17 protein-coding genes and 1 pseudogene are annotated in these 20,693 nt (G+C 50.4%); 11 read left to right on the top strand and 7 right to left on the bottom strand.

From position 1 onward, the window contains the following. The first annotated feature begins 178 nt into the window (after window positions 1-178). A complete protein-coding gene (gene pcnB / locus DACE_RS00345) occupies window positions 179-1,438 on the top strand; it encodes a polynucleotide adenylyltransferase PcnB (RefSeq protein WP_005997404.1) in 1,260 nt (419 codons plus the stop codon). Here the strand turns inward: pcnB and DACE_RS00340 are convergent. Further along, window positions 1,407-1,808, bottom strand: coding sequence for a VOC family protein (locus DACE_RS00340; RefSeq protein ID WP_005997403.1), 402 nt, complete (start codon window positions 1,806-1,808; stop codon window positions 1,407-1,409). The two genes, pcnB and DACE_RS00340, sit on opposite strands and share 32 nt — an antisense overlap. Window positions 1,809-2,356: 548 nt before the next feature. Here DACE_RS00340 and folK point away from each other — a divergent pair. The 7 genes and pseudogenes from folK (at window position 2,357) to DACE_RS00300 (ending at window position 8,871) form a co-directional block, all read left to right on the top strand. Continuing rightward, the gene (folK, locus tag DACE_RS00330) at window positions 2,357-2,866 is read left to right on the top strand and encodes a 2-amino-4-hydroxy-6-hydroxymethyldihydropteridine diphosphokinase (protein ID WP_005997401.1); all 510 of its coding nucleotides are present in this window, start codon (window positions 2,357-2,359) and stop codon (window positions 2,864-2,866) included. Continuing rightward, window positions 2,866-3,117: a PP0621 family protein gene (locus tag DACE_RS00325; protein ID WP_005997400.1), complete on the top strand. Its 252-nt coding sequence runs from the start codon at window positions 2,866-2,868 to the stop codon at window positions 3,115-3,117. Before folK ends, DACE_RS00325 begins: the two co-directional genes overlap by 1 nt. Before the next feature lie 55 nt (window positions 3,118-3,172). Further along, entirely contained in the window at window positions 3,173-3,814 is a 642-nt protein-coding gene (gene fsa, locus DACE_RS00320) for a fructose-6-phosphate aldolase (RefSeq protein ID WP_005997399.1), read from the top strand. 433 nt (window positions 3,815-4,247) lie between these two features. Next, window positions 4,248-4,664: pseudogene (locus DACE_RS00315) on the top strand (RipA family octameric membrane protein); the annotation flags it as partial. Between the two features lie 33 nt (window positions 4,665-4,697). Further along, complete coding sequence (locus DACE_RS00310; RefSeq protein WP_005997398.1) at window positions 4,698-5,864, top strand: hypothetical protein; 1,167 nt, start codon at window positions 4,698-4,700, stop codon at window positions 5,862-5,864. 1,141 nt (window positions 5,865-7,005) lie between these two features. After that, window positions 7,006-7,638, top strand: a complete 633-nt coding sequence (locus DACE_RS00305; RefSeq protein WP_005997397.1) for an alpha/beta hydrolase — start codon at window positions 7,006-7,008, stop codon at window positions 7,636-7,638. 543 nt (window positions 7,639-8,181) lie between these two features. Beyond that, window positions 8,182-8,871 carry a DUF1847 domain-containing protein gene (locus DACE_RS00300; RefSeq protein ID WP_005997396.1) on the top strand — a complete coding sequence of 230 codons (690 nt, stop codon included), beginning with the start codon at window positions 8,182-8,184 and terminating at the stop codon, window positions 8,869-8,871. Window positions 8,872-9,105: 234 nt separating this feature from the next. Here DACE_RS00300 and DACE_RS00295 read toward each other — a convergent pair whose 3' ends face one another. The 6 genes from DACE_RS00295 to DACE_RS00270 form a co-directional block, all read right to left on the bottom strand. Beyond that, window positions 9,106-9,528: a hypothetical protein gene (locus DACE_RS00295; protein WP_040365800.1), complete on the bottom strand. Its 423-nt coding sequence runs from the start codon at window positions 9,526-9,528 to the stop codon at window positions 9,106-9,108. A gap of 204 nt (window positions 9,529-9,732) precedes the next feature. Continuing rightward, on the bottom strand, window positions 9,733-10,131 hold the full coding sequence (locus DACE_RS00290) for an LIM domain-containing protein (RefSeq protein WP_005997395.1): 399 nt from the start codon (window positions 10,129-10,131) through the stop codon (window positions 9,733-9,735). Window positions 10,132-10,179: 48 nt separating this feature from the next. Further along, window positions 10,180-10,749: a hypothetical protein gene (locus DACE_RS00285; RefSeq protein WP_005997394.1), complete on the bottom strand. Its 570-nt coding sequence runs from the start codon at window positions 10,747-10,749 to the stop codon at window positions 10,180-10,182. A gap of 1,345 nt (window positions 10,750-12,094) precedes the next feature. Beyond that, window positions 12,095-12,415 carry an acetolactate synthase small subunit gene (ilvN, locus tag DACE_RS00280; RefSeq protein ID WP_005997393.1) on the bottom strand — a complete coding sequence of 107 codons (321 nt, stop codon included), beginning with the start codon at window positions 12,413-12,415 and terminating at the stop codon, window positions 12,095-12,097. Then, on the bottom strand, window positions 12,402-14,084 hold the full coding sequence (ilvB, locus tag DACE_RS00275; protein ID WP_005997392.1) for an acetolactate synthase large subunit: 1,683 nt from the start codon (window positions 14,082-14,084) through the stop codon (window positions 12,402-12,404). Before ilvB ends, ilvN begins: the two co-directional genes overlap by 14 nt. Before the next feature lie 457 nt (window positions 14,085-14,541). Next, window positions 14,542-16,683, bottom strand: a complete 2,142-nt coding sequence (locus DACE_RS00270) for a methyl-accepting chemotaxis protein (protein WP_005997391.1) — start codon at window positions 16,681-16,683, stop codon at window positions 14,542-14,544. Window positions 16,684-17,436: 753 nt separating this feature from the next. On the opposite strand from DACE_RS00270, the gene DACE_RS00265 reads away from it, so the two are divergent. The 3 genes from DACE_RS00265 to btsR all read left to right on the top strand — a co-directional run bounded on the left by DACE_RS00265 (window position 17,437) and on the right by btsR (window position 20,426). Next, window positions 17,437-17,838, top strand: coding sequence for a hypothetical protein (locus DACE_RS00265; RefSeq protein ID WP_005997390.1), 402 nt, complete (start codon window positions 17,437-17,439; stop codon window positions 17,836-17,838). Window positions 17,839-18,033: 195 nt separating this feature from the next. Beyond that, the gene (locus DACE_RS00260; protein ID WP_005997388.1) at window positions 18,034-19,719 is read left to right on the top strand and encodes a sensor histidine kinase; all 1,686 of its coding nucleotides are present in this window, start codon (window positions 18,034-18,036) and stop codon (window positions 19,717-19,719) included. Next, on the top strand, window positions 19,716-20,426 hold the full coding sequence (gene btsR / locus DACE_RS00255; protein ID WP_005997386.1) for a two-component system response regulator BtsR: 711 nt from the start codon (window positions 19,716-19,718) through the stop codon (window positions 20,424-20,426). The genes DACE_RS00260 and btsR overlap by 4 nt, the downstream gene beginning before the upstream one ends. Window positions 20,427-20,693: the final 267 nt, after the last annotated feature.

Below are 20,693 nucleotides of genomic sequence, written 5' to 3'. Positions count from 1 at the left end.
GAAAAAAACACAACAAAGGCAACTACTTTGCACCTTCTCTTCCCGGTGTGAATTTGATAAGTTGCCCTCTTTGAGTGTTTTTGGTGTATGTTGGGGGATGGTTGGCAGCGTGCCATTTCCTTTTTGCCGCCATGAATTTTGATCCTGATAGTCTGCTAAATGAAAGTTTACCGACTCCATGCCTGTTGAACCCGTTATCATTTCTCGTGATCAACACTGTGTTTCCCGTTCGATGATGGACGAGAATAGCCTGAAAGTTCTCTACCGTTTGCGTCAGCACGGTTATACGGCCTATCTGGTTGGCGGCAGCGTCCGCGACCTGTTGCTCGGGCGCAAGCCCAAAGATTTTGATGTCGGCACCGATGCCACTCCCGAACAGGTGCGCAAACTGTTTCGTAACTGTCGTCTCATCGGTCGTCGCTTTCGCCTGGCCCATATCATGTTTGGTCGCCATTGTCTGATTGAGGTGGCCACCTTTCGCCGCAAGCCCGACCCGGATGAAATTCCCGACGCCGAAGAGGATGGTCCCAATCATTTTGCTGAGAACGTCTTCGGCACCCCTGAAGAGGATGCCTTTCGGCGCGATTTCACCATCAACGCGCTGTTTTACGATATTGAAAACTATTCCATCGTCGATTATGTCGGCGGTCTGCAGGATCTGCACGATGGCATCATTCGTGTCATTGGTGATCCCGACGAACGTTTTCACGAAGATCCGGTGCGTATGCTACGTGCTTTGGAATTTTCCGCCCGCCTTGATTTTGAGTTGGAGCAAAGCATTATTCCGGCCATGGATCGCTGCGGCGAGCTGCTGCTGACCGCTTCACCGGCGCGTATTCGCGAAGAGATCATGGAGCTGTTCCGCCATAAAGTGGCTGGACAAGTGTTGCAGAAAGCCGACCGTTACGGCCTGTTGTCCTATCTGGTTCCTAACTTTGTCGCCGAGCGCGCCCATTTTGACTTGCTGCGCGAACTCGATATGCGCACGGCCAGCGGCGTACGTATCCGCGAATATTTTGCTCTGGCCGCCATGTATGTCGGACCGTTTGTCCGTCAGTGTAATCCGGATATGAACATTGGTGACGTGCACAAGCTGGCCAATCTGGTGCTGGCACCGCATTGTCGCTTTTTCAGCATTGCCAATGGCATCAAGCATCAGGCGCGCGAATTGTTGATTGGTTTTTACCGCTTTTATCGTGGCCGCGGGCGTCGTGGCGAACAGCGCTTTTTGCGCCATCCGAGTACGCCGGAAGCGTTTGAACTGTTTCGTTTGTGGGTGGAAGCCTGCGAAGGGGATCGCGAGTTGTTGAAACTCTGGCAGCAGGCGTTGGACGGTGAAGAGCCGGAACCGAAAAAACAGCCGCGTAAGCGCAGGCCTCGGCGCAGAAGGCGCAAGCCGAGCGGATCTACCCCGGCTGCGTCACCTGAGTCAGAATAAGCAGGTAGTGGTCGGGGTCGTACAGCCACAGCTCATGGATGCCGTGCTCCTGATCCTCTGATTCATACAGACAGGTGTGTTCGCGGCGGCGCAGGTTGTTGTGGATGAGGTTCAGATCCGTCACTTGAAAATCGAGTGACAGGCCGACGCCGCGATTCTGGCGGTCAAGATGCTGAAACGCTGCCGGGTGACGTGCTTCGAGGACCTCGGCTTCACGCAGCAGCACAGTGGTATCGCCCTGCGGTAACATCAGCAGTTCGTGGGCGGCGTCATCGGGGCGAAAGCGTTGCACCGGCAGATCGAGGACATCGCGGTAGAAGGATTCGCTGCGGTCGAGGTCGTCGATGGCCAGAGTGAGGATTAGGCTCATTGTTGGGTCTTTCGATTAAGGGCAGAGATTAAAATAATCAGTCGTTTTCTGGTCGAGGCTTCTTCCGTTTGCGTGGCTTGGAACCCACGTGACGTGGGCTTCCGTGCCCACACGTCGGGTCCCTTTTGCGTCGTCAAAAGAGACGGAAAAACGTCTCCCAAGGGGTTGTCATCAATCCGATTCACGGAGTTGTTGCAGATCTTTTTCACGTCAGCGGCGTTATCGGTCGTCGCCATAGAACCACTATGGCTTCTCCCTCAGCCTTGCTGACGCAAAAAATCTCAAGCAACACCACTCGTTTATCTGATTCATAACAACCCCAACGCGCCCTACGGGTTCCCGGACTGAACCCTTCTGATGAAGCTGCAGTACGGGAGGGCTTGGTTGCTAAACGCAAACTTGTACATCGATACGCACGAATTTGTCATTTGTTTACTGTAGGAGCGGCTTCAGCCGCGAACCGTGTTTGCAAGCCTGACTTTTTCGTGGCTGATTATGCCTTGTGGCGGCAGTACATGCCACAATAAAAGAAGTAAGGAGTAGAGCGCGTGGCACACGCACAGGCGGTGACCGCCTACATTGGATTGGGGGCCAACCTTGGCGATTGCCGTCAGGCGTTGCTTGAGGCGCGCCGGCAGCTTGACGGAGATGGTGTTACGGTGACGGCCAGTTCGCCGTTGTACTGTACCGATCCGGTGGGTGGCCCTGCTGATCAGCCGCGTTATTACAATGCCGTGGTTGAAATCTCGACCACGCTGTCACCGCTGGCCTTGCTGGATCGCTGTCAAGCTGTTGAGCAACAGGCCGGGCGCACTCGTGATATCCATTGGGGGCCGCGTACGCTTGATCTTGATGTGCTGCTCTATGGCGATCAATGCCTTGACCTGCCACGTTTGCAGGTGCCCCATCCGCACATGCATCTGCGCCGTTTTGTTCTTGAACCGTTGTGCCGTCTGGCACCTGAGTTGATCCATCCCCGTCTTCACCAGAGCATGATTTTTCTGTTAAAGCAGCTTCCCGACGATCAAGGGGTAGACTGCATTGAGGAGCAATGGTAATGATTGTACGGCTCGTTTTATTAGGTATTCTGGCTTTTCTCGGCTACACGATCTTCACTGCCCTGTTGCGCAGTTTGGGTGGCGGCGCGTCGCCTCCTGCAAATAAACAGGCTGACCCGGATCGTATGATGCCCTGTTCGCAATGTGACACCTATGTGCCGGAAACCGACATGATTGAAAAACGTATGGGCGGACAAACGCTTCATTTTTGCAGCAAAGAGTGTCTTAACGCCTATAAGAAAAAGAAATAAATAAACCCCGAAATCCTAAATGGTCGATTCTGGATCGACGCCACAAGGAGGCAACATGGAATTTTTTATCGATACCGCGATTACTGACGAAATCAAACAGGCCAGTGAACTGGGTCTGGTCGATGGAGTCACCACCAACCCGTCGCTGATCGCCAAAAGCGGTCGTGATTTTAAAGAGGTGATCACTGAGATCACCGGCATTGTTGATGGCCCGATCTCCGCCGAGGTGATTGCGCTGGATGCCGAGGGCATGGTGTCTGAAGGGCGCGAGCTGGCCAAGATTCATCCCAACATCGTCATCAAAGTGCCGATGACGGAGGAAGGTCTTAAGGCCACGCGTATTTTCAGTGGCGAAGGGATCAAGACCAACGTGACGTTGATCTTCTCGCCGTTGCAGGCACTGCTGGCTGCTAAAGCCGGGGCTACTTATGTGTCGCCGTTTGTTGGGCGTCTGGATGATATCAGTCAGGAAGGGATGGACGGTGTTGATCAGATTCGCACCATCTTTGATAACTTCGGTTACACCACCAAGATTATCGTCGCGTCTATTCGTACCCCGATGCATGTGTTGAATGCTGCGTTGATTGGTGCTGATATTTGTACGATTCCGTTTTCGGTGATTAAGCAGTTGGCCAAGCATCCTTTGACGGATATTGGGATTGAGAAGTTTTTGGCGGATTGGGAGAAAACCAAGTAATTTCTCGACGTTCAATTTGTTGTCATGCGCCGGGCAACCCTTTATTGGGTTGCCCGGCGTTTTTGTTTCTTCGCTTTCTTATCTTCGAATTAATCCCTTGATTATTAATGGTGGCTTAAGTAGGCTGCGGTTTGTTGTGTTGCAACTAAGAGAGGTCTACACCTCTTTCCATGTTTTCCCATGAATCTTCTGGTAAGTGGATTGCTCCGCGCTTCACTTGTTGGGGCCGGGCTGTCGTACCTCACACCATTGAGAGGTCCCGTGCTACGCGCTTCACCTATCAATGGCGTTCGGCCGTCTTCGGTTCTCGGCCCGTAAAATATGAACCCATTTTCCGGTCCTGCGAGCCTTGGGGCTCAACAGTCCGGCCCCGTTAGGCATAAAAATGGACAAGGAAGAACTTTGCAAAATCGCCATTTAAACCCGTAATTTAGAAATCGGAATGTTCTGGCAACGTTCGAACTATTTCATGGTTCTCAATACCGCAGTCGCTATAGGTTTCTTCTCCCAAAAGGCCGAGCCGTATGCGCTTCTCCTTGCCGCACTCGGCGCTATAGTGTCCCTGCTCTGGTTCTTTGTTGACTTAGGTGGTAAGTACTGGCAATCGTGGTGGGAGCATCGGGCATCTGAGTATGAAAAAGAGGTCGCCCCAGAGTCCGAATTGTTTTTTGCCAGTAAATCGGTAGTTCAGCGTGATGTTGAGTTAAATCTTGCTAGAAGCGAGCACAAAGGTTTCCCAAAATGGCTAGATAGGCAGGTTTTGAAAAAAGTCTTCCGTCAGCTACCAAATGATGGTGTTGTCTTTTTTTCTTCGTGTGTTTTTGGGGCGCAACTATCATCGCTTATATGATGGTGAAGTAATGTTTGGCAAGGCAATCAAGTAATGCCTTCGGCGCTGGAACGCCAGCTTCTCTGGAGTTCTTTATTTCTGGCTTTATGGATGTGGAGAGCAACAAACGTGCTTACTGTTGGTTCGTTAATAAAAAACAAAGCAGAATCATACTCAGATCGCTACAAAATCCTCTGGGATAATAAGGTGATTAACGATAGCAAAGTCTATGCTTATAGCTTGAGAGACAATAGAGTATATGTAAATTTATATGGAAGCATTATACCTTTAGAAAAATTATCAACGAATCGAATTGAATCTAAAATATGTGAAATTCAGCTTCATTATTTTAATAAAATAAACGGTGAGGTTTATTATGTAGAGCTTACACTAGATGGGGGATACAAGGAGAATGGCGTTAGATATGCGATCTATTTTAATTCAGAGACATGGAATTTTCCTTGGAGTATTCAGGACTATGCGAATGAATTAATTGAATATATAGAAAATAATCAAAATATTGGTTTTTCTATAGTTCAAGAAGATGATGAATTTGTTTCAAACGGCTTACATTTTTACCGTTCAAATATCCCTTCTGGGTCGCTTAATGAATTTGTAAATAAAGATATGGCAAAAATAAACAATGTATTAAAAAGTGCAAGAGAGAAGCTTATTATTAAGTCAAGGCCTCATGCACTTGTTACTTGGTTCGAATTTCCAGAGAGTATCAAGAATAGCTGTGAGCAATATTTAATATATTTTGGAGAGTTTCTAAAGGATATTGGGATAAATGCGAACTCAGAAATAAGTGAAATAGGCAATAACGTGTTGTTTTCAGTTGTGCCGGACTGTAAGAAAGAAGCAATAGAAAAAGTCAGGCTAGCACTTAATATTTTTTTACAGTTGCCTTCATACGACTATTCAAGTCAAATTGGGTCAGTTTATTCTGAAAGAAATATACAGAGGCTTCAGGCACAAATATTACATTTAAAATCACAATTGTTACTCAGCAATTGTGTCTCCAATAACGATATACACAAAACCAATCCAGAGAATGATAAATCAGTAATTTTGTTGGATGCTGTAGAATACTCTGTTGTTGAAGGAAAAAAGGAGGACAAAGAGGAGTTGCTGGGAGGGGTTATTTCCATAACAAAATACAGTGGAAATGGGTTCGAAATCGATTTGCCTGGAATTATTCGAAAATTAAAGGGGGGGTGATTCCTAGCTAGTGACGCCAAAGGGGGCAGGTCTACGTTTGACGCACCTTTGAAAATCAAAACCGCCGGGAATCGCCCCGGCAGGCGACATACTTTTGACTAGCCGCTCAAAAGTATGCAAAAACCGGCGGAACTTCTCCTGGACCTAGGTTAACCTACAATGAGTCTGTTTTCGCACTAACCCAGGGATTCGGCTTGCCTCCCTTTAGCTCGGCAAATCTTGCAACTCATCAACTCTGGCGTAAAACGTTGATAACACAGTTTTGTCTTTCTTTATCTCTGGTGTGGCCCCGATTAAACGGGTGGGACGGTGCCCACCCTACAGTAGTCTGTTATTTTGCACTTCAGCCCTCCCGTTCAGCAGCGCCGAACGAAGAGAACGGTCACCGCGATGGTCGTCGGCAACCTGTTTGAGCGTTAGCGAGTTTTGCCGACATCGCGGTGTTAGTGAACGCAGAGAGGGAACCCGAAGGGCGCAATGGTCGGGAGTCGATTTTGCGCCACTTTTGTCGACGCAAAATGTGGCCCGACGTGTGGGCGCGGAAGCCCACGTCACGTGCGTACCAAACTACGAGAACGGATGAGGCTTGCAAACGTTACCATGAAGAAATAAAGGCTGGGTCTTGAATTACGACAAAGGGAATTCAAGACCCAACTAATTCACTCATCGCCTAAAAGAATTCCGTGTCTGGCAAAGGGGTCATGTCTACGTTTGAGGAACCTTTGAAAATCAAAACCGTGGGAATCGCCCCGGCAGCCGACATACTTTTGATTGGCCGCTCAAAAGTATGCAAAAGTCGGCTGAACTTCTCCTGAACCTGGATCAACATGCAATGAGTCTGTTTCCGATGTGTGTTACGGATTCGGATTGCTTCCCTTTAGCTCAGCAAATCATGCAACTCGTCATCTCTGGTGTAAAACGTTGATAACTGTTTGACGCTGCATTCTATTTTTGGTGTGGCACCAGTTAAACGGGCGGGGCGGTGCCCGCCCTACAGTCGTGTGTTATTTAGCCCCGGCCTCTCCCTTACGAAGCTTGTGAACGATTGAACGTTGCCCATTGCTCATCATTGAGAAATAATCAGTTCGTTAACTACTTCTGAAACGACTTATTTTTACAAACATTAAAAGGAAGAGCGCTTATGAAATCCGTGATCACGCAAGCGGTAAGCATACCTGTTAAACCGTCTACCTCTGGGAATAGCACGACAAATGGCTGTCTGTATGGTTCGGGTAAAACGGCTGTTATCCTTTCCAATATGGACACCAATGACCAGGCGGAGTGGGATGCGGTTGTTGAGGAGCTTGTTGCAAATGACAGGATGGTTGTTACCTATGATTATCTGCAGCAGCAGGATGACCAGTCATCAATTTTGGCAGATGTCATTTCATTTGTTTGCACTGCCGGGGTAAAGAGCGTCATCCTGGTTGGCGCCAGCCGGGGTGGTGTTGCATCGATTAAAGTTGCAGCAAATACAAAAGATAACCATTGTATTCTCGGCGTTGTGGCGCTTTCTGCTCCCATTGAATATGAGGGGATCGTTTTTTACAGCAAGGAAGAGTTGAGCCGAATTAAAATGCCCAAGCTGTTGATCAATTCGGAACTAGATGATGGTGCCGACGATACTCGCGAAATGTTCCAGTTGCTTGCAGAACCAAAAGAGCTGCTTTTCTACCCTGGCGATGCTCACGGGACACAACTTTTTACGCGAGAGCACCAAGCGATCATCACAGAGCTGCGGGATTTCATCGCTGTTGCTACTGGAGGGATGTAATTCAATTCAGACTTGTTTTTTGTAAAGTCAAGGTCGCCGGGTTTCGTCCCGGCAGCCGACATACTTTTGACTAGCCGCTCAAAAGTATGCAAAAACCAGCTGAACTTCTCCTGGACCTAGCTCAACCTACACTGGGTCTGTTTCCGATATGCGTTACGGATTCGGCTTGCCTCCCTTTAGCTCGGCAAATCATGCTTTCCATCATCTCTGGCGTAAAACGTTGATAACTGCTTGACGCTGCTTTCTATCTTTTTCGTGGCACCGATCAAACGGGTGGGACGGTGCCCACCCTTCGGTTGTCTGTTGTTTTGTACCTCAGCCCTCCCGTTCATCGGGGTCAAACATCACGTGCGTACAAGCTACGAGAACGGATGAATCCTGCCTCCCTTGGTCTTGAGGTCTTCTTCAGCGCAAAATATTTTCTCATAACTGTTGGCAATCTACTGGCAACTCTTATAGAGTTTTGCCGTGATTCTGCTATCGGAGCAAGCTCGCCGAAACTGCGAAGATGCTCTTTGAATGTAATGAGAGAGGAGAACAACCATGACCGAGAAAAACCCATTGCCGACCTGTGCGGTCTGCCCCGTGGAAGTCCCTGAACGCATCTGCCGCAAGGAAGAGGGCAAAGCACCGGCCAACTGCCCGACAACCCGTTCCCCGGAAATTTTGCGCGAGACTCTGGAAATTATGAAAGACCCGGACGTGATGGAGATGGTGCGTCAGGCGTCGATTCAGGAGGGGGAAGCCTACGGTGACCGCGACAAGGGCTACGCCAACATTCGCCCGATCAAACCGCGTATTCAGGAAACCATCGAGTTTGCCCAGAAGATGAAGTTCAAGCGCATCTGCCTGATTTTTTGCATCGGCATGCGTAAGGAAGCCGAGATTATTCACCGGATTTTTAAAGACAACGGTTTTGAGACAATTTCAGTGATGTGCAAGGCGGGGGCGGTTTCCAAAGAGGAGATCGGCTTGTTACGCGAGCAGCAGATCGATGTGACGAATTTTGAAGCGATGTGCAATCCGATCCTGCAGGCGTTGACCGCCAATCACCATCAGTCCGACCTCAACGTCCTGTTCGGTCTTTGCGTCGGTCACGATGCCCTGTTTCTCAAATATGCCGAAGGCTACAGTACGGTTCTGGCGAGTAAAGATCGCTTATTGGCACATAACCCGCTGGCCGCGATTTACCAGTATGACAGCTACTATCGCTATTTGAAAAATCCGCTTTAGCACACGATTAACTTTGGGATTTTGCGCTTATTTTCTCAATAGTTTGCCCAATCCCTCTGAATGTGTGCTTTTCACCTGCGCCACAATATGTTCTCCACGTTTTGTTCACGTACGTGAGTTTTATGCCTTTTAGAAGGTTGAAATGAAAAGGTTATTTCCCGTACGGGAATATTGGGGATGGCGGATTTGTCATTTGAGAGAATTTTTTTATCTACCAGCAAAAGAGGGCAAATTTTACTGAACCCCATCTTGCTTTATTATTTTGTGGTAGAAAAAAGTTCCTCGAATTGAATTGATGAAGGCAAGAACGAAGGCAAGCGCAAGAAAATAAAAAAAGGACGAACCTGAATATCTGCCTCCGCCTGGTCTATTGAGAATGCTAATAACGATGGGCAGGTAAAGAATCAATCCGCTGACTGCAGCTGTCCGAGACATTTTATAAATGAAGAAAGCAAACAGGCCAAAGAAGAGAGTTGGGGCAAATATGAGATAAAAGTGTTGTTGCTGCCCCTGGCGGATTAAATAAAGTAGGCAAGGAATTGGAGCGGCACAAGCGGCAAAAATCGCTGCTGCCACGCCTTGTCCCGCTGCGTTTCTGGCGGTTTCGACAGAGTTGATTTTTGGCCAGAAAAATCTCCAATCGTTTAATTCTTTCATGTTGAAACCTCGAGCAGTTCAAAAGAGTCTGAACTTTTAGGAGCAGATGTTGATAGAGCTTTGTAAGGTAGAGAGACAGCTAAAGATGTCAGATCTACGTTGACGTACCTTTAAAACCAAGGTAGCCGGGTTTCGTCCCGGCAGCCAACTTACTTTTGACTGGCCGCTCAAAAGCACCAAGATTTATTGAGCTTTTTTAAAATGTCACTGCTTATTTCTCTTTATCAACCCTTTAACGCCGAAATAAAAAGGGATACCGCCTAAGAGAGCAAAAAACAAAGCTTTGCTGCCGGCACCGTGGATATTTGGCTGCAATGCCAACATAGCGTTTGAAATGGCGGTTTTGAGTAGGGGAAGAGAAAATGCGATTAAGAAAACACTTCCGAACCAGCTTTTTCTTTTGAACTCTTCAGGGAAGCTCCCCTCAATTTCGTGGACAGATTCAGCGATAAATTGTTCCTCCTCGTCTTTAGGGGGAGCAGTAAAGTGGAGCTGCTTGTTGCAGGATTGGCATAAAATTGATGTCGAGTGGAAGGGTAAGTTTTCACTAAAAATAGAATTCATCGTCCCACAGTAGGGACATAGCATTGTTGTCTCAAACATAATTTCTCCAAAATGTTGGGAACTGATTATCGTATTTTGGGGCGAATATCAGGAGTGCTCCGGTTGCGTGCTGAAGGGCTCTTCCTTAAACACATATTCACCCTGAACCTTTTTGGGCGTGATAAAGGCAAAATCAGGAAATAGTTTTTGCCGGACATACCAGACGTAACTTAACACGCCAATATTAATGACCACGGCGATGGAGGTGGAGATTGGTTCTTCGGTAAAACCCCGAAGCACATTGTGAAATTGTACGATCGTCAGGATGATGAAAATATTGTAAGCCTTGGCAAAGTGGTTATAAAACCCCCAGGCGAAAAGCAAAGGAATTGCTGCGGTCAGTAAGCCTGCAATCCACTTGGCGTTAGGGCCAATCAGGGCTCCGATGCTATATCCTAGCCAAAGCCCCAGCCCCGCCTCAATAACCATAATCGTGACGAGAATACTGACTTTGAGCCCATGCCTCGAGCAAAGGATTGGGTTGGGGTAAGAGGCGATGGCATGAGCTAGATAACTGTCCTTAACCCCTTGGCCGGAGAGTTGAGTAAAGACATCTGATTTATGCATGCCGCTGGCCAATAGTTCATGCACTTTCGCGGTTATTTCCTTTTTATTCATCGTGCCAGAAGTCCTCTCTTGGAGTGGGGAGTCGCTTTTATTTAATAGGTGTATTGCTGAAGACGGTTCTAATGATTTGGTGCAGGAACCCAACATATATTGCAAAGAGTTAATTTTCTCGCACGCTGAAAGTTTCCTGTCAATAGCTTTTTATTATTTCTGTTTTTAGCTGTGTCGATCTGGTAGGGTCTTAAAGGTTTGAAAATATGAAATGTCGTTGATTTTTTGATCGTGAGACGATCCACCTTTTCTGAGTTGGTCTGATCTTTCTTTACTGTCCATGGAGGGTCCTAGATTTTGGCCTTGATCATTAGCTTCGGCCTAGGTAGCTTGAGGTTCATGGATTCATAAAAGATCTCATTTACCAGAATATCTATGACAAGGAGGATTTTAATATGGGCATCATTTTAATGCCTGCAATCCTTTTCCATTTAAGTCTCATTTTGGCAGGGGGCTTCTTGGCCGGATACAAAACGAATGGGATTCTGCATAAAATTAAATTGATCTCTTTATCAATTGAGAAAGTCAAAGGGGTCTGCCTTTGATGTACCTTTGAAAATCAAGACCGCCGGGAATCGCCCCGGCAGGCGACATACTTTTGACTGGCCGCTCAAAAGTATGCAAAAACCGGCTGAACTTCTCCTGACCCTAGATCAACCTACACTGGGTCTGTTTCCGATATGCGTTACGGATTCGGCTTGCCTCCCTTTAGCTCGGCAAATCATGCTTTCCATCATCTCTGGCGTAAAACGTTGATAACTGCTTGACGCTGCTTTCTATCTTTTTCGTGGCACCGATCAAACGGGTGGGACGGTGCCCACCCTACGTTCGTGTGTTATTTAGCGTCCAGCCCTTGCGTTCAGCAGCACCGAACGCAAGGTGCGTCGTCGGGATGATCGTCGGCAAACTGTTTGAGGACTGTGGCACACAGGCCGAGTTTTTGCCGACATCGCGGTGTTCGTGACCGCAGAGAGGGAACCCGAAGGGCGCACCGGGGTTGTTATTAATCAGGTGAACGAGAGATATTGCGAGAGATTTTTTGAGTCAGCAAGGCAGAGTGATGAGCCATAGTGGTTCTATGGCGAAGAGGGGTAACGCGGCTGGCGCGGAAAAGATCTGCAATGCCTCCGTGAAGTCTGATTGATGACAGCCCTTGGGAGTCGATTTTGCGCTACTTTTGTCGACGCAAAAGTAGCCCGACGTGTGGGCGCGGAAGCCCACGTCACGTGCGTACCAATCCACGAAAACGGATGAAGTCCCTCAACGCGACCATGATAAAAGATAAGGTCGGGACTAGAATTGCATCGTGTTCAACAAACAATTCAAGCCCCGACAGATTCATCATCTAAGCACTCTCTTTAAGCTCCCCACCTCCATACATCTGCTGCCGCAAATCAGCAAACAGGCAACTATCCTCCGCATGGCGCACAACCGTACGCACATCGGCAAGCTTCTCCACCTGGCTGATAATCTGCGACAGCCGATCACTCTCATTGACCAGCAACCAGATATCACTTTGCGCCCCATCATCCACGGGCAGGCAGAGGATCGCCTCGACATTATAGCGACGTCGGGCAAACAGGCCGACAACGTGCGACATGACGCCGGGGTGGTTATTCACTCTCAATTCAAGAACGGTTTCACGACGGGTATCAGGCGCAGGCATGGCACTCTCCTTCCAGCATGGTGGTGTTGGCGGCTCCGGGGGGGACCATGGGGAAAACCATTTCCCGCCGGTCGATGGGGACATGAATCAGACAGGGGCCGGGTTGTTGCAACGTCTCCGCCAGTGTGTCGGCATTGGTGGTCGTCAGGCGCATGGCCTTGATGCCGAACCCTTGGGCAATGGCGACAAAATCAATGGCCTGGGCGAACTCGGAGGCAAACAGACGGTTGTCGTAAAACAGGCTCTGCTGTTGACGCACCAGGCCGAGAGCCTGATTGTCGAGCAGGATGATTTTGACGTTGAGTTGTTCCTGGGCCAGGGTGGCCAGTTCCTGAATGTTCATCAGGAAACTGCCGTCGCCGCTGAAGCAGACCACCGGATTTTCCGGGTTGGCCAATGCCGCGCCAATGGCGGTGGGCAGGCCGAAGCCCATGGTGCCGAGTCCGCCGGAGGTAAGCCAGTGCCGGTTACGACAAAACGGGTAATGCTGAGCCGTCCACATCTGGTGCTGGCCGACATCGGTGGCGATAAACGCCTGTTCGCCAACGTGTTCGGCAATGTCGCGAATCAGTTCAAACGGCCGGATCTGGTCTTTGCCGGTCAGTGCCACCACCGTGGAGGTGTCGCGGCGTGCCTGTTTGGCCTGACCGATCCACTCGGGGCGGGAGTGCTGGGGCAGCAGGGTATTGAGCTGTGTCAAGGCTTCTCCGACATCGCCATGGACACCGATATGGGCGGAGCGCAGTTTATGGATTTCGCTGGCATCAATGTCGATGTGGATGACATTGGCCTGGGGGCAGAACTCGCCAATTTTACCGGTGGCGCGGTCGTCAAAACGGGCCCCGGCAACAATGAGCAAATCGGCCTCCTGCATGAGCAAATTGGTTTTCTTGCTGCCGTGCATGCCGAACATACCCAGGTTAAGCGGATGATCGCAACGGATGGCACCAAGGGCCATCATGGTGGTGACCATGGGGATGTCATTATTCTCAGCCAGAGTGCAGGCTGTGGCACCCGCATCGGCACTGACCACGCCACCACCCAGATAGAGAATCGGCCGCTGGGCCGCAGCGATCATGCGCGCCGCATTTTCAAGCGCCCGTGCGTTGCATGGCGCGATGGCAGCGGCTTGTCCCGGAACCGGCCAGTCGGCAAACTCAAGAATTTCGGTCTGAACATCCTTGGGGATATCAACGAGAACCGGGCCGGGCCGACCGGACAGGGCCAACTCAAACGCCTGCGGAATCACCTCAAGCAGTTCGGCGGCACTGCGCACCTGGAAATTGTGCTTGGTGATGGGGATGGACATGCCGTAGATATCCACCTCCTGAAAGGCGTCGGTGCCGATCATGTCACTGTGCACCTGGCCGGTAATGCAGACGATGGGTGTCGAATCGAGTTTGGCGTCGGCAATGGCGGTGAGCAGGTTAGTGGCACCCGGACCGGAGGTGGCAAAACAGACCGCGGCCTGACCGGTGGAGCGTGCCATGCCCTGGGCGATAAATCCGGCCCCCTGTTCATGGCGGGCCAGGACATGGCGAATGTGTTGGGAATGGGACAGCGCGGTATAGAGCGGCAGATTAGTGCCGCCGGGAATACCGCTGATGGTGGTGATCCCCTGGCGTTCGAGCAGGGCGATGGTGAGCTCGGCTCCGTTCATGTGGTGCATTGGTTCCTCCTTGAGTTGTTCCCGAGGGGCACAACGGCGGAGGCACTGATGCAAATGCAAAAAAGCCCCGCCGGTATGCGCCGACGGGGCTTTGAAAGTACTGTGTCTGACTCTCCCCCGTTGGCGCTAAATCACCACGACCACGCTCACGACCACCACACACACCACGACTGCGCTCAGAGAAACGGCAGCAATGTTGTTGAGGGTAGTGTTGAGCATCAGGGAAAGCCTTTGCATTAAAAGTGTAAACAGTGTCTGAAAAAACTACGTGTTTTAAGCGCACCTTGTCAAGATTGTTTTTTTCGAAAACGTTTTGCGGGTGGTTATATGCTGGTGCAAGACAAGGCCCAAAGGAAGAGTTTGTTACCCTTGGGCCGTGTCTGTTTACAGTGGTTTAACGCGTTGACGTCGGGTTGTCACTCCGGCGTCTGCTCTTGAGGACGCACTGTTAAAGTGCCTAATCGTCAGAGGCGATAAGGCCGGAGGACATTCCCCACTCTCCAGAGATGGGGTTGTCACTCTTCGGTAGTGCTAAGGGTTTGACCCGGTTCATCTGTTTAAGTTCAAATGTACTGATCAGGCTGTTTAGAGCCGATGCCTGCCCCGAAAGCTCTTGTGCTGCAGCAGAGGTTTGTTCGGCGCTGGCGGTATTCTGCTGTGTGACCGTGTCAACCTGTTGCAGTGCTTGGGAGATCTCAATCAGACCCGTCGATTGCGTGTCGGAGGCGTGGGCGATGGCGTCAACCAGAGTGGCCATATCGTCGATACTCTTTACCACGCCTTCAAGGCTGTTAGCTGCCTGTCCCACCAGACGGTTGGTGTTGTCCACCTTGTTTACCGAGCCTTCAATCAGATCGGCGGTTTCCTGCGCGGCTTTAGCGCTGCGACTGGCAAGGCTGCGCACCTCTTCAGCAACAACGGCAAACCCTTTACCGTGCTGCCCGGCACGTGCGGCTTCGACTGCGGCATTCAAGGCCAGCAAATTGGTCTGAAAGGCAATTTCGTCAATCACTTTGATGATTTTTGCAATGGCTGAAGAAGCATCACTGACCTCCGCCATGGCGTTGGTCATGGCATCCATGTCGTGTTTGCTTTTCTCAGCATCGCCACGTACATCACCGGCCATCCGATTGGCTTTGGCGGCGCTGGTGGCATTCTCTTTGGTTTGGGAGGTGATTTCAGCGAGCGAGCTGGAAATCTCCTCCAGACTTGCGGCTTGTTCTGTTGCTCCTTGAGCCAGTGCGTCACTTGCTGATGAAACCTGTCCTGAAGCGCTGTCCACATCTTCGGCGGCTCCACGTACGGAATTCAGCACATTGTTCAAGTTTTCTGTCATTTGCCTGAGTGCGATGCCGAGGGTGTCTTTTTCTGAAGCAACCTCGGCGTCTCCGGTCAGGTTGTTGGCGGCAATATTTTTTGCCAGTTCGGCTTTTTTCTCCAGGTTGTCGGCCATAGCATTCAGAGCACCTGCCAGCATTCCGGTTTCATCTTTAGTGTCGACCGAAAGACGCTGAGACAAATCACCATTGCCGATCGTTTTTGCCAGTTCGGTCGCCCTGACGAGTGGGGCGGCAATGGAGTGTGCCAGCCAGAAAAGAATAACGGCCAGTCCTGCCACGACACAAAGACCGATCCAGAAACTGCGCCAGAACATGCTATGCGCTGTTGCCAGGACCTTGTCCATGGGGATATCGATACCCAGAGCCCAGTTCTGAGTTTCCGTGACCGGGACGGGAACAAAAATTCGGTAGATATCGCCCTCTTCGTTTTCAACTTCTTTTTGAAAAATCGTTCCCGCTTTTATCGCGGTTGAGATCTCGGAAGCCATGGCCTGTCCCAGCCCGTCCGCCAGCTTTTTGGTGATCAATTCGTCGGAGGGATGGCCGACAAATTGACCATCATCTGCAACAATATAAGCTTGGCCTGTTTCAAAAGGGGTAATGGAACGAGAAAGTTTAACAAAATCAGTGACTTCGTAATCGATTCCTGTCGAGCCTACAAACTTGCCGTTGACAATGATCGGAATGGCAGAGTCAATGCCGAGAACCAGCCGTCCGTCGACGTCATAAGAATAGGGCGCGGTCAGGTAATCCTTCTTGGTGGCGCGGGGAACGGTGTACCATAGACCGTCTTCCGCCTCACTGCACGGGCGTGATCCGAGACCATCACTGGTGCGGAAAAAATAGGGTTCATAGCGCCCTGTGGCATCATGGTGAGCGTTGGCGTTGCTGTATTCGTTATCCTTTCCATCCAGAGCATTTGGTTCAAAGACAGTCCAGATTCCGAGAAATTCAGGTTCGTGTTTCAGCATGCCCGTTTGGAAGTCGTCAAAAACTGCACGATCAAGGGTGTGGCCGTTCTCAATGGTTGCAACGTAGATGCTGGCCAGACTTCTTGCCTGCTCCATAATCGGGTTAATAAAATCTTTGACCACGACAGCATTATGTGAAGCGGTTTCTTGTGCCAGTTGTTTCGCCTCTTTAATGGCAGACATACTGGCCCAATAGACGAGCAATACGGAGACTAGAGTCAGAGAGAACATGACCACCAGCATTGTCGGAATCAGTATCTTATTGCGTAGTTTTAAATTTCTGAACATGATCGCCTTCCTTCCTTGGGGGGGGGGGACGCCTTAATTGCTCGGTTTTTCAGTGATGACTTTTGTAAGACTTTCGGTTGTGAACGCTTCTCTGATCATTTTTAGCGGGATGTTTAAAATTCAGTTCAAAAGCGTCGCAGTAGAGCCCGTGCGTTGCAAATTCAGGATCGTAAAATTTTCCTGAAGTGATCGTCGGTGGTTCGTGACGCCTTGAGCGTGTCGGGCGAAAAGCACCAAAATTGTTGCCGTGTGCAACTTACAAATAAATATACCGTAATTTTTTAATTACACACGCAAGACAGAGTCTTTCCTATTCATCAGCACGGAGGTCTATCTGAGTGGTTTCTGATGCCATTTTTTGAAACGGATCAAGAACGTGGCTGAGACGACGAGTGGAGTGAGGGGCGTTTGACCGTTGCAGGTTACTGGAGCCGCTTCTTTCGGGAATTTCAAAAATTAAAAAAAGTCATGGCGTAAATGCAAAGAGGAATTACTCATCAGCAGGAGTCCTATTCCATTGAGAATGACCAACAAAAGCCCCTGTTTACCCTTGACAGATGGCCCTCTTGGGGGCTTACTGGAAAAGATTGTTTTTGAGAACTCAGTTCCACTTTCGGCTATGGCAGCCGATCTCAACCCGGAGCCTTGACCCGGGTGTCAACCACTCCGGTGTGGAACCTGCTGGCGGCCAATGACGTCCTCCACTGAATTCTCTGTGTGTGCTGTTGCTTACACTCAGAAAGGAGAACGCTCATGACCGCTGTCAAAAATCTTACCGAAGAAGTCTGCGCCGAAATCGAAAAAAAAGTTGCTGCGGCAATGAAACCCATTGCCGAGGAATACGGCCTGCAATTCGAGCTACTGCACAGCAGCCATTATCCTGATGGCACGTTAATGGTTGCTCGCAGTGAGTTTTCGGTGCCGGAGCGGGAAAAAACCGTGGCCAGCCAGAAAGAGGAAGAGGATTTCGTCTGTTACGCCGAGAGCTTCGGTATGCAGGCCAACTGGTTGGGGAAATCGTTTGAACGGGGTAATTTCACCTATAAGGTTGCCGGTTTGCGTGTTCATTCACCGACAGACTGTGCCATTCTTGAGCGTTCCGATGGATCGCGCTGTTACGAAAATGGCGCCCTGGTTCGCAAATATCTCGGCTGATTCTTTGCAAAAAGTCGTTCGTGGCTTTTTGTAAAAGGTCCGGCTAAGTAAAAGGAATAGTTCGTTTTCTCCTTGCCCTGCAACGCGATGGTCGTGTTGCAGGGCATTTTTGTTGCCGGTTGGAGCATTTGCAACCGGGGGTGCTAATGGCTAAAATAGCTGGAAGACACAACTCCCCGAAATGAAAGGATCGGTATGGGGCTGATTATTGATCTGTTGCAGCAGATGTCCGTGTTTCTGGTCATCGCCTATATTTTTACGAAGTCACCGGCGTTCCGCCCGCTGACCGGTGAAAGCCTCAGCCATCGTCATAAGCTGCTTCTCTATGTCATTTTTTCCACCTTTTCCATTATGGGCACCTATTTTGGTCTGCCGGTGCAGGATGCCATTGCCAACACCCGTGCCATTGGCCCGGTGCTGGCGGGTCTTATTGGCGGGCCTGTGCTCGGATTGGCCACAGGCCTGACCGGTGGACTTCATCGCTATTTTCTCGGCGGATTTACCGCCTTCTCCTGTGGTGTGTCGACGACCGTTGAAGGGCTGATCGGCGGTCTGGTGTGTCTGGTGCTGCTGCGCCGTGGGCAGGCGGAACAACGCTTTAATCCGCGTATTGCCTTGTTGACCACCCTGGTCGCCGAAGGGATGCAGATGGTGATCATTCTGCTGCTGGCAACGCCCACCGAAGACGCCGTGCAACTGGTGCAAGCGATTGCCGCGCCGATGATCTTGGCTAATTCCGCCGGAGCGGCGTTGTTTATGAGTATTATCCGCGATCAACGGCGCATGTATGATCATTTCGGCGCACTGTTCTCGGCCAAGGCATTTGAGTTGGCCGAGCGGGTGTTGGAGATTCTCGGCGATGGCCTCAACCATAAAAGTGCGCTGGAGATGGCCCAATTGATTCATCGCTGGACCGGGGTCGGTGCGGTGGCCATCACCGACCGTGAACAGGTGCTGGCGTTTGTCGGTCTTGGTGAAGATCACCATCTGGCTGGGAATCCGATCATGTCGCCGTTGACCAGGCGTGCCATTGACCAGAATCAGACCGTGTTTGCCGATGGCGGGCGCGAGCACTATCATTGCTCCATCAGTGATCAGTGCCCGCTGAGCTCGGCGTTGGTGGTGCCGTTGCGTGTGGATCGGGATGTGATCGGCACCATTAAACTGTATGAGCCGCGGCGCAAATTGTTTCTCAATATCAACCGTTCTCTGGGCGAGGGCTTGGCTGCCCTGTTGTCGGAGCAACTGGTCCACAGCCGCTATCAGGAGCAGAAGACGTTGTTGGCCCAGTCGGAACTGAAGCTGGCCCAGGCCCAGGTCAATCCCCATTTTCTGTTTAATGCGCTGAATACTATTGTCGCCGTGTTGCGCAAGGATGCGGACCGTGCCCGTGATCTGCTGTTGCATCTGTCGCGCTTTTTTCGCAAGAACCTTAAGCGCACCAGTGATATCGCCTCTCTCGAAGAGGAGCTGGACCATGTGCGTTCGTATCTGTATATCGAGGAGGCGCGTTTTGGCGACCGTTTGACCGTGACCATGGATGTTGATCCAACGTTGATGGTTCTCAAGTTGCCAGCGTTCACCCTGCAGCCGCTGATCGAAAATGCGATTAAACATGGGATTTCGAACATTATCGGACCGGGGGAGATTGCGGTGACCGGCAGGCGAATAAAGCAGGATGTCGAGATTGTCATTTGCGATAATGCCGGCACCTGTGCCGACCATGAACACAGTGATGGCCTCGGGTTGCAGATTGTTGATAAACGGATCAAGAACCTTTATGGCCCGGGATACGGCGTCAGATTGAGTTGTCTTCCCGGCGAAGAAACTCAAGTGACGGTGACCTTGCCAGCGCCGGAGGGGAAGGAGGCAGAGCAATGATTCGTGCCCTGATTGTCGATGATGAGCAGATGGCTCGTGAAGAGCTGCAGGCGCTGTTGGAAGAGACCGGTGCTTTTGAGCTGTTGCCTCCGTGCGCCAACGGTTTTGATGCGGTCAAAATGATCAATGAACAGCGCCCGGAGGTGATGTTTCTTGATATTGAGATGCCGGTGATTAATGGGTTTCAGTTGTTGAGTATGGTTGATGAGGAGCGCATGCCGCACGTGGTGTTTGTTACCGCTTACGATGAGTTTGCCCTCAAAGCGTTTGAGGAGAAGACTCTCGACTATCTGCTCAAGCCGGTGGAGCCGGAGCGGTTGGCTCTGACTCTGGAAAAATTGAAACGGATCTTACACCAGGGACAGGTGCCGCGCTATGAGACGCCAGATCTACAGCGGATTCCCTGTTGTAGTGGCCGCCGGGTGAAACTGGTGGACGTCGATAAGGTGGAATGTGTGTTTACCGATCTCAGCGGTGTCCATCTGCTTACAGCGGACAGTGATCTGTGCACCGACCTGACCCTCAAAGTATTGGAACAACGTACGCCATTGGTGCGCTGCCATAAGCAATATCTGATCAATCTTACGTTTATCGACGAAGTACAGCTCCATGAAGGGGGCACCGCAACCGTGCTGACCCGCAGTGGTCATGACGTGCCGGTCAGTCGCCGTTATCTGCGCTTGCTCAAAGAACAGCTTTCTTTTTGACGAAGATGCGGCGTGGTTGTGCCACTCTCTGAAGGCGGCACGTTGCTGTTCCTGCCTTTTCCTCTGTTGCAGTGTTCTGTTGCCGTAAAATAATCCTGCCAAAACAAGTTGTTCTCAGCGTTATGAAAACAATAATCAAAATCGTGATTGTCGTCACGGCGTCTTTTCGTCTGACACGGTAATAACGTGTCAGCACGATGTACCATGGTGGGGGAAAAGGTGATATTGCCCCGGCCATGGTTAAGCGGATCAGGGTGGAGGTCACTC

Source organism: Desulfuromonas acetoxidans DSM 684, from assembly GCF_000167355.1.
In the GTDB taxonomy this organism is placed as follows: domain Bacteria; phylum Desulfobacterota; class Desulfuromonadia; order Desulfuromonadales; family Desulfuromonadaceae; genus Desulfuromonas; species Desulfuromonas acetoxidans.
The sequence above is the reverse complement of the archived record's forward strand: the minus strand, read 5'-3'. Positions and strand labels throughout refer to the sequence as shown.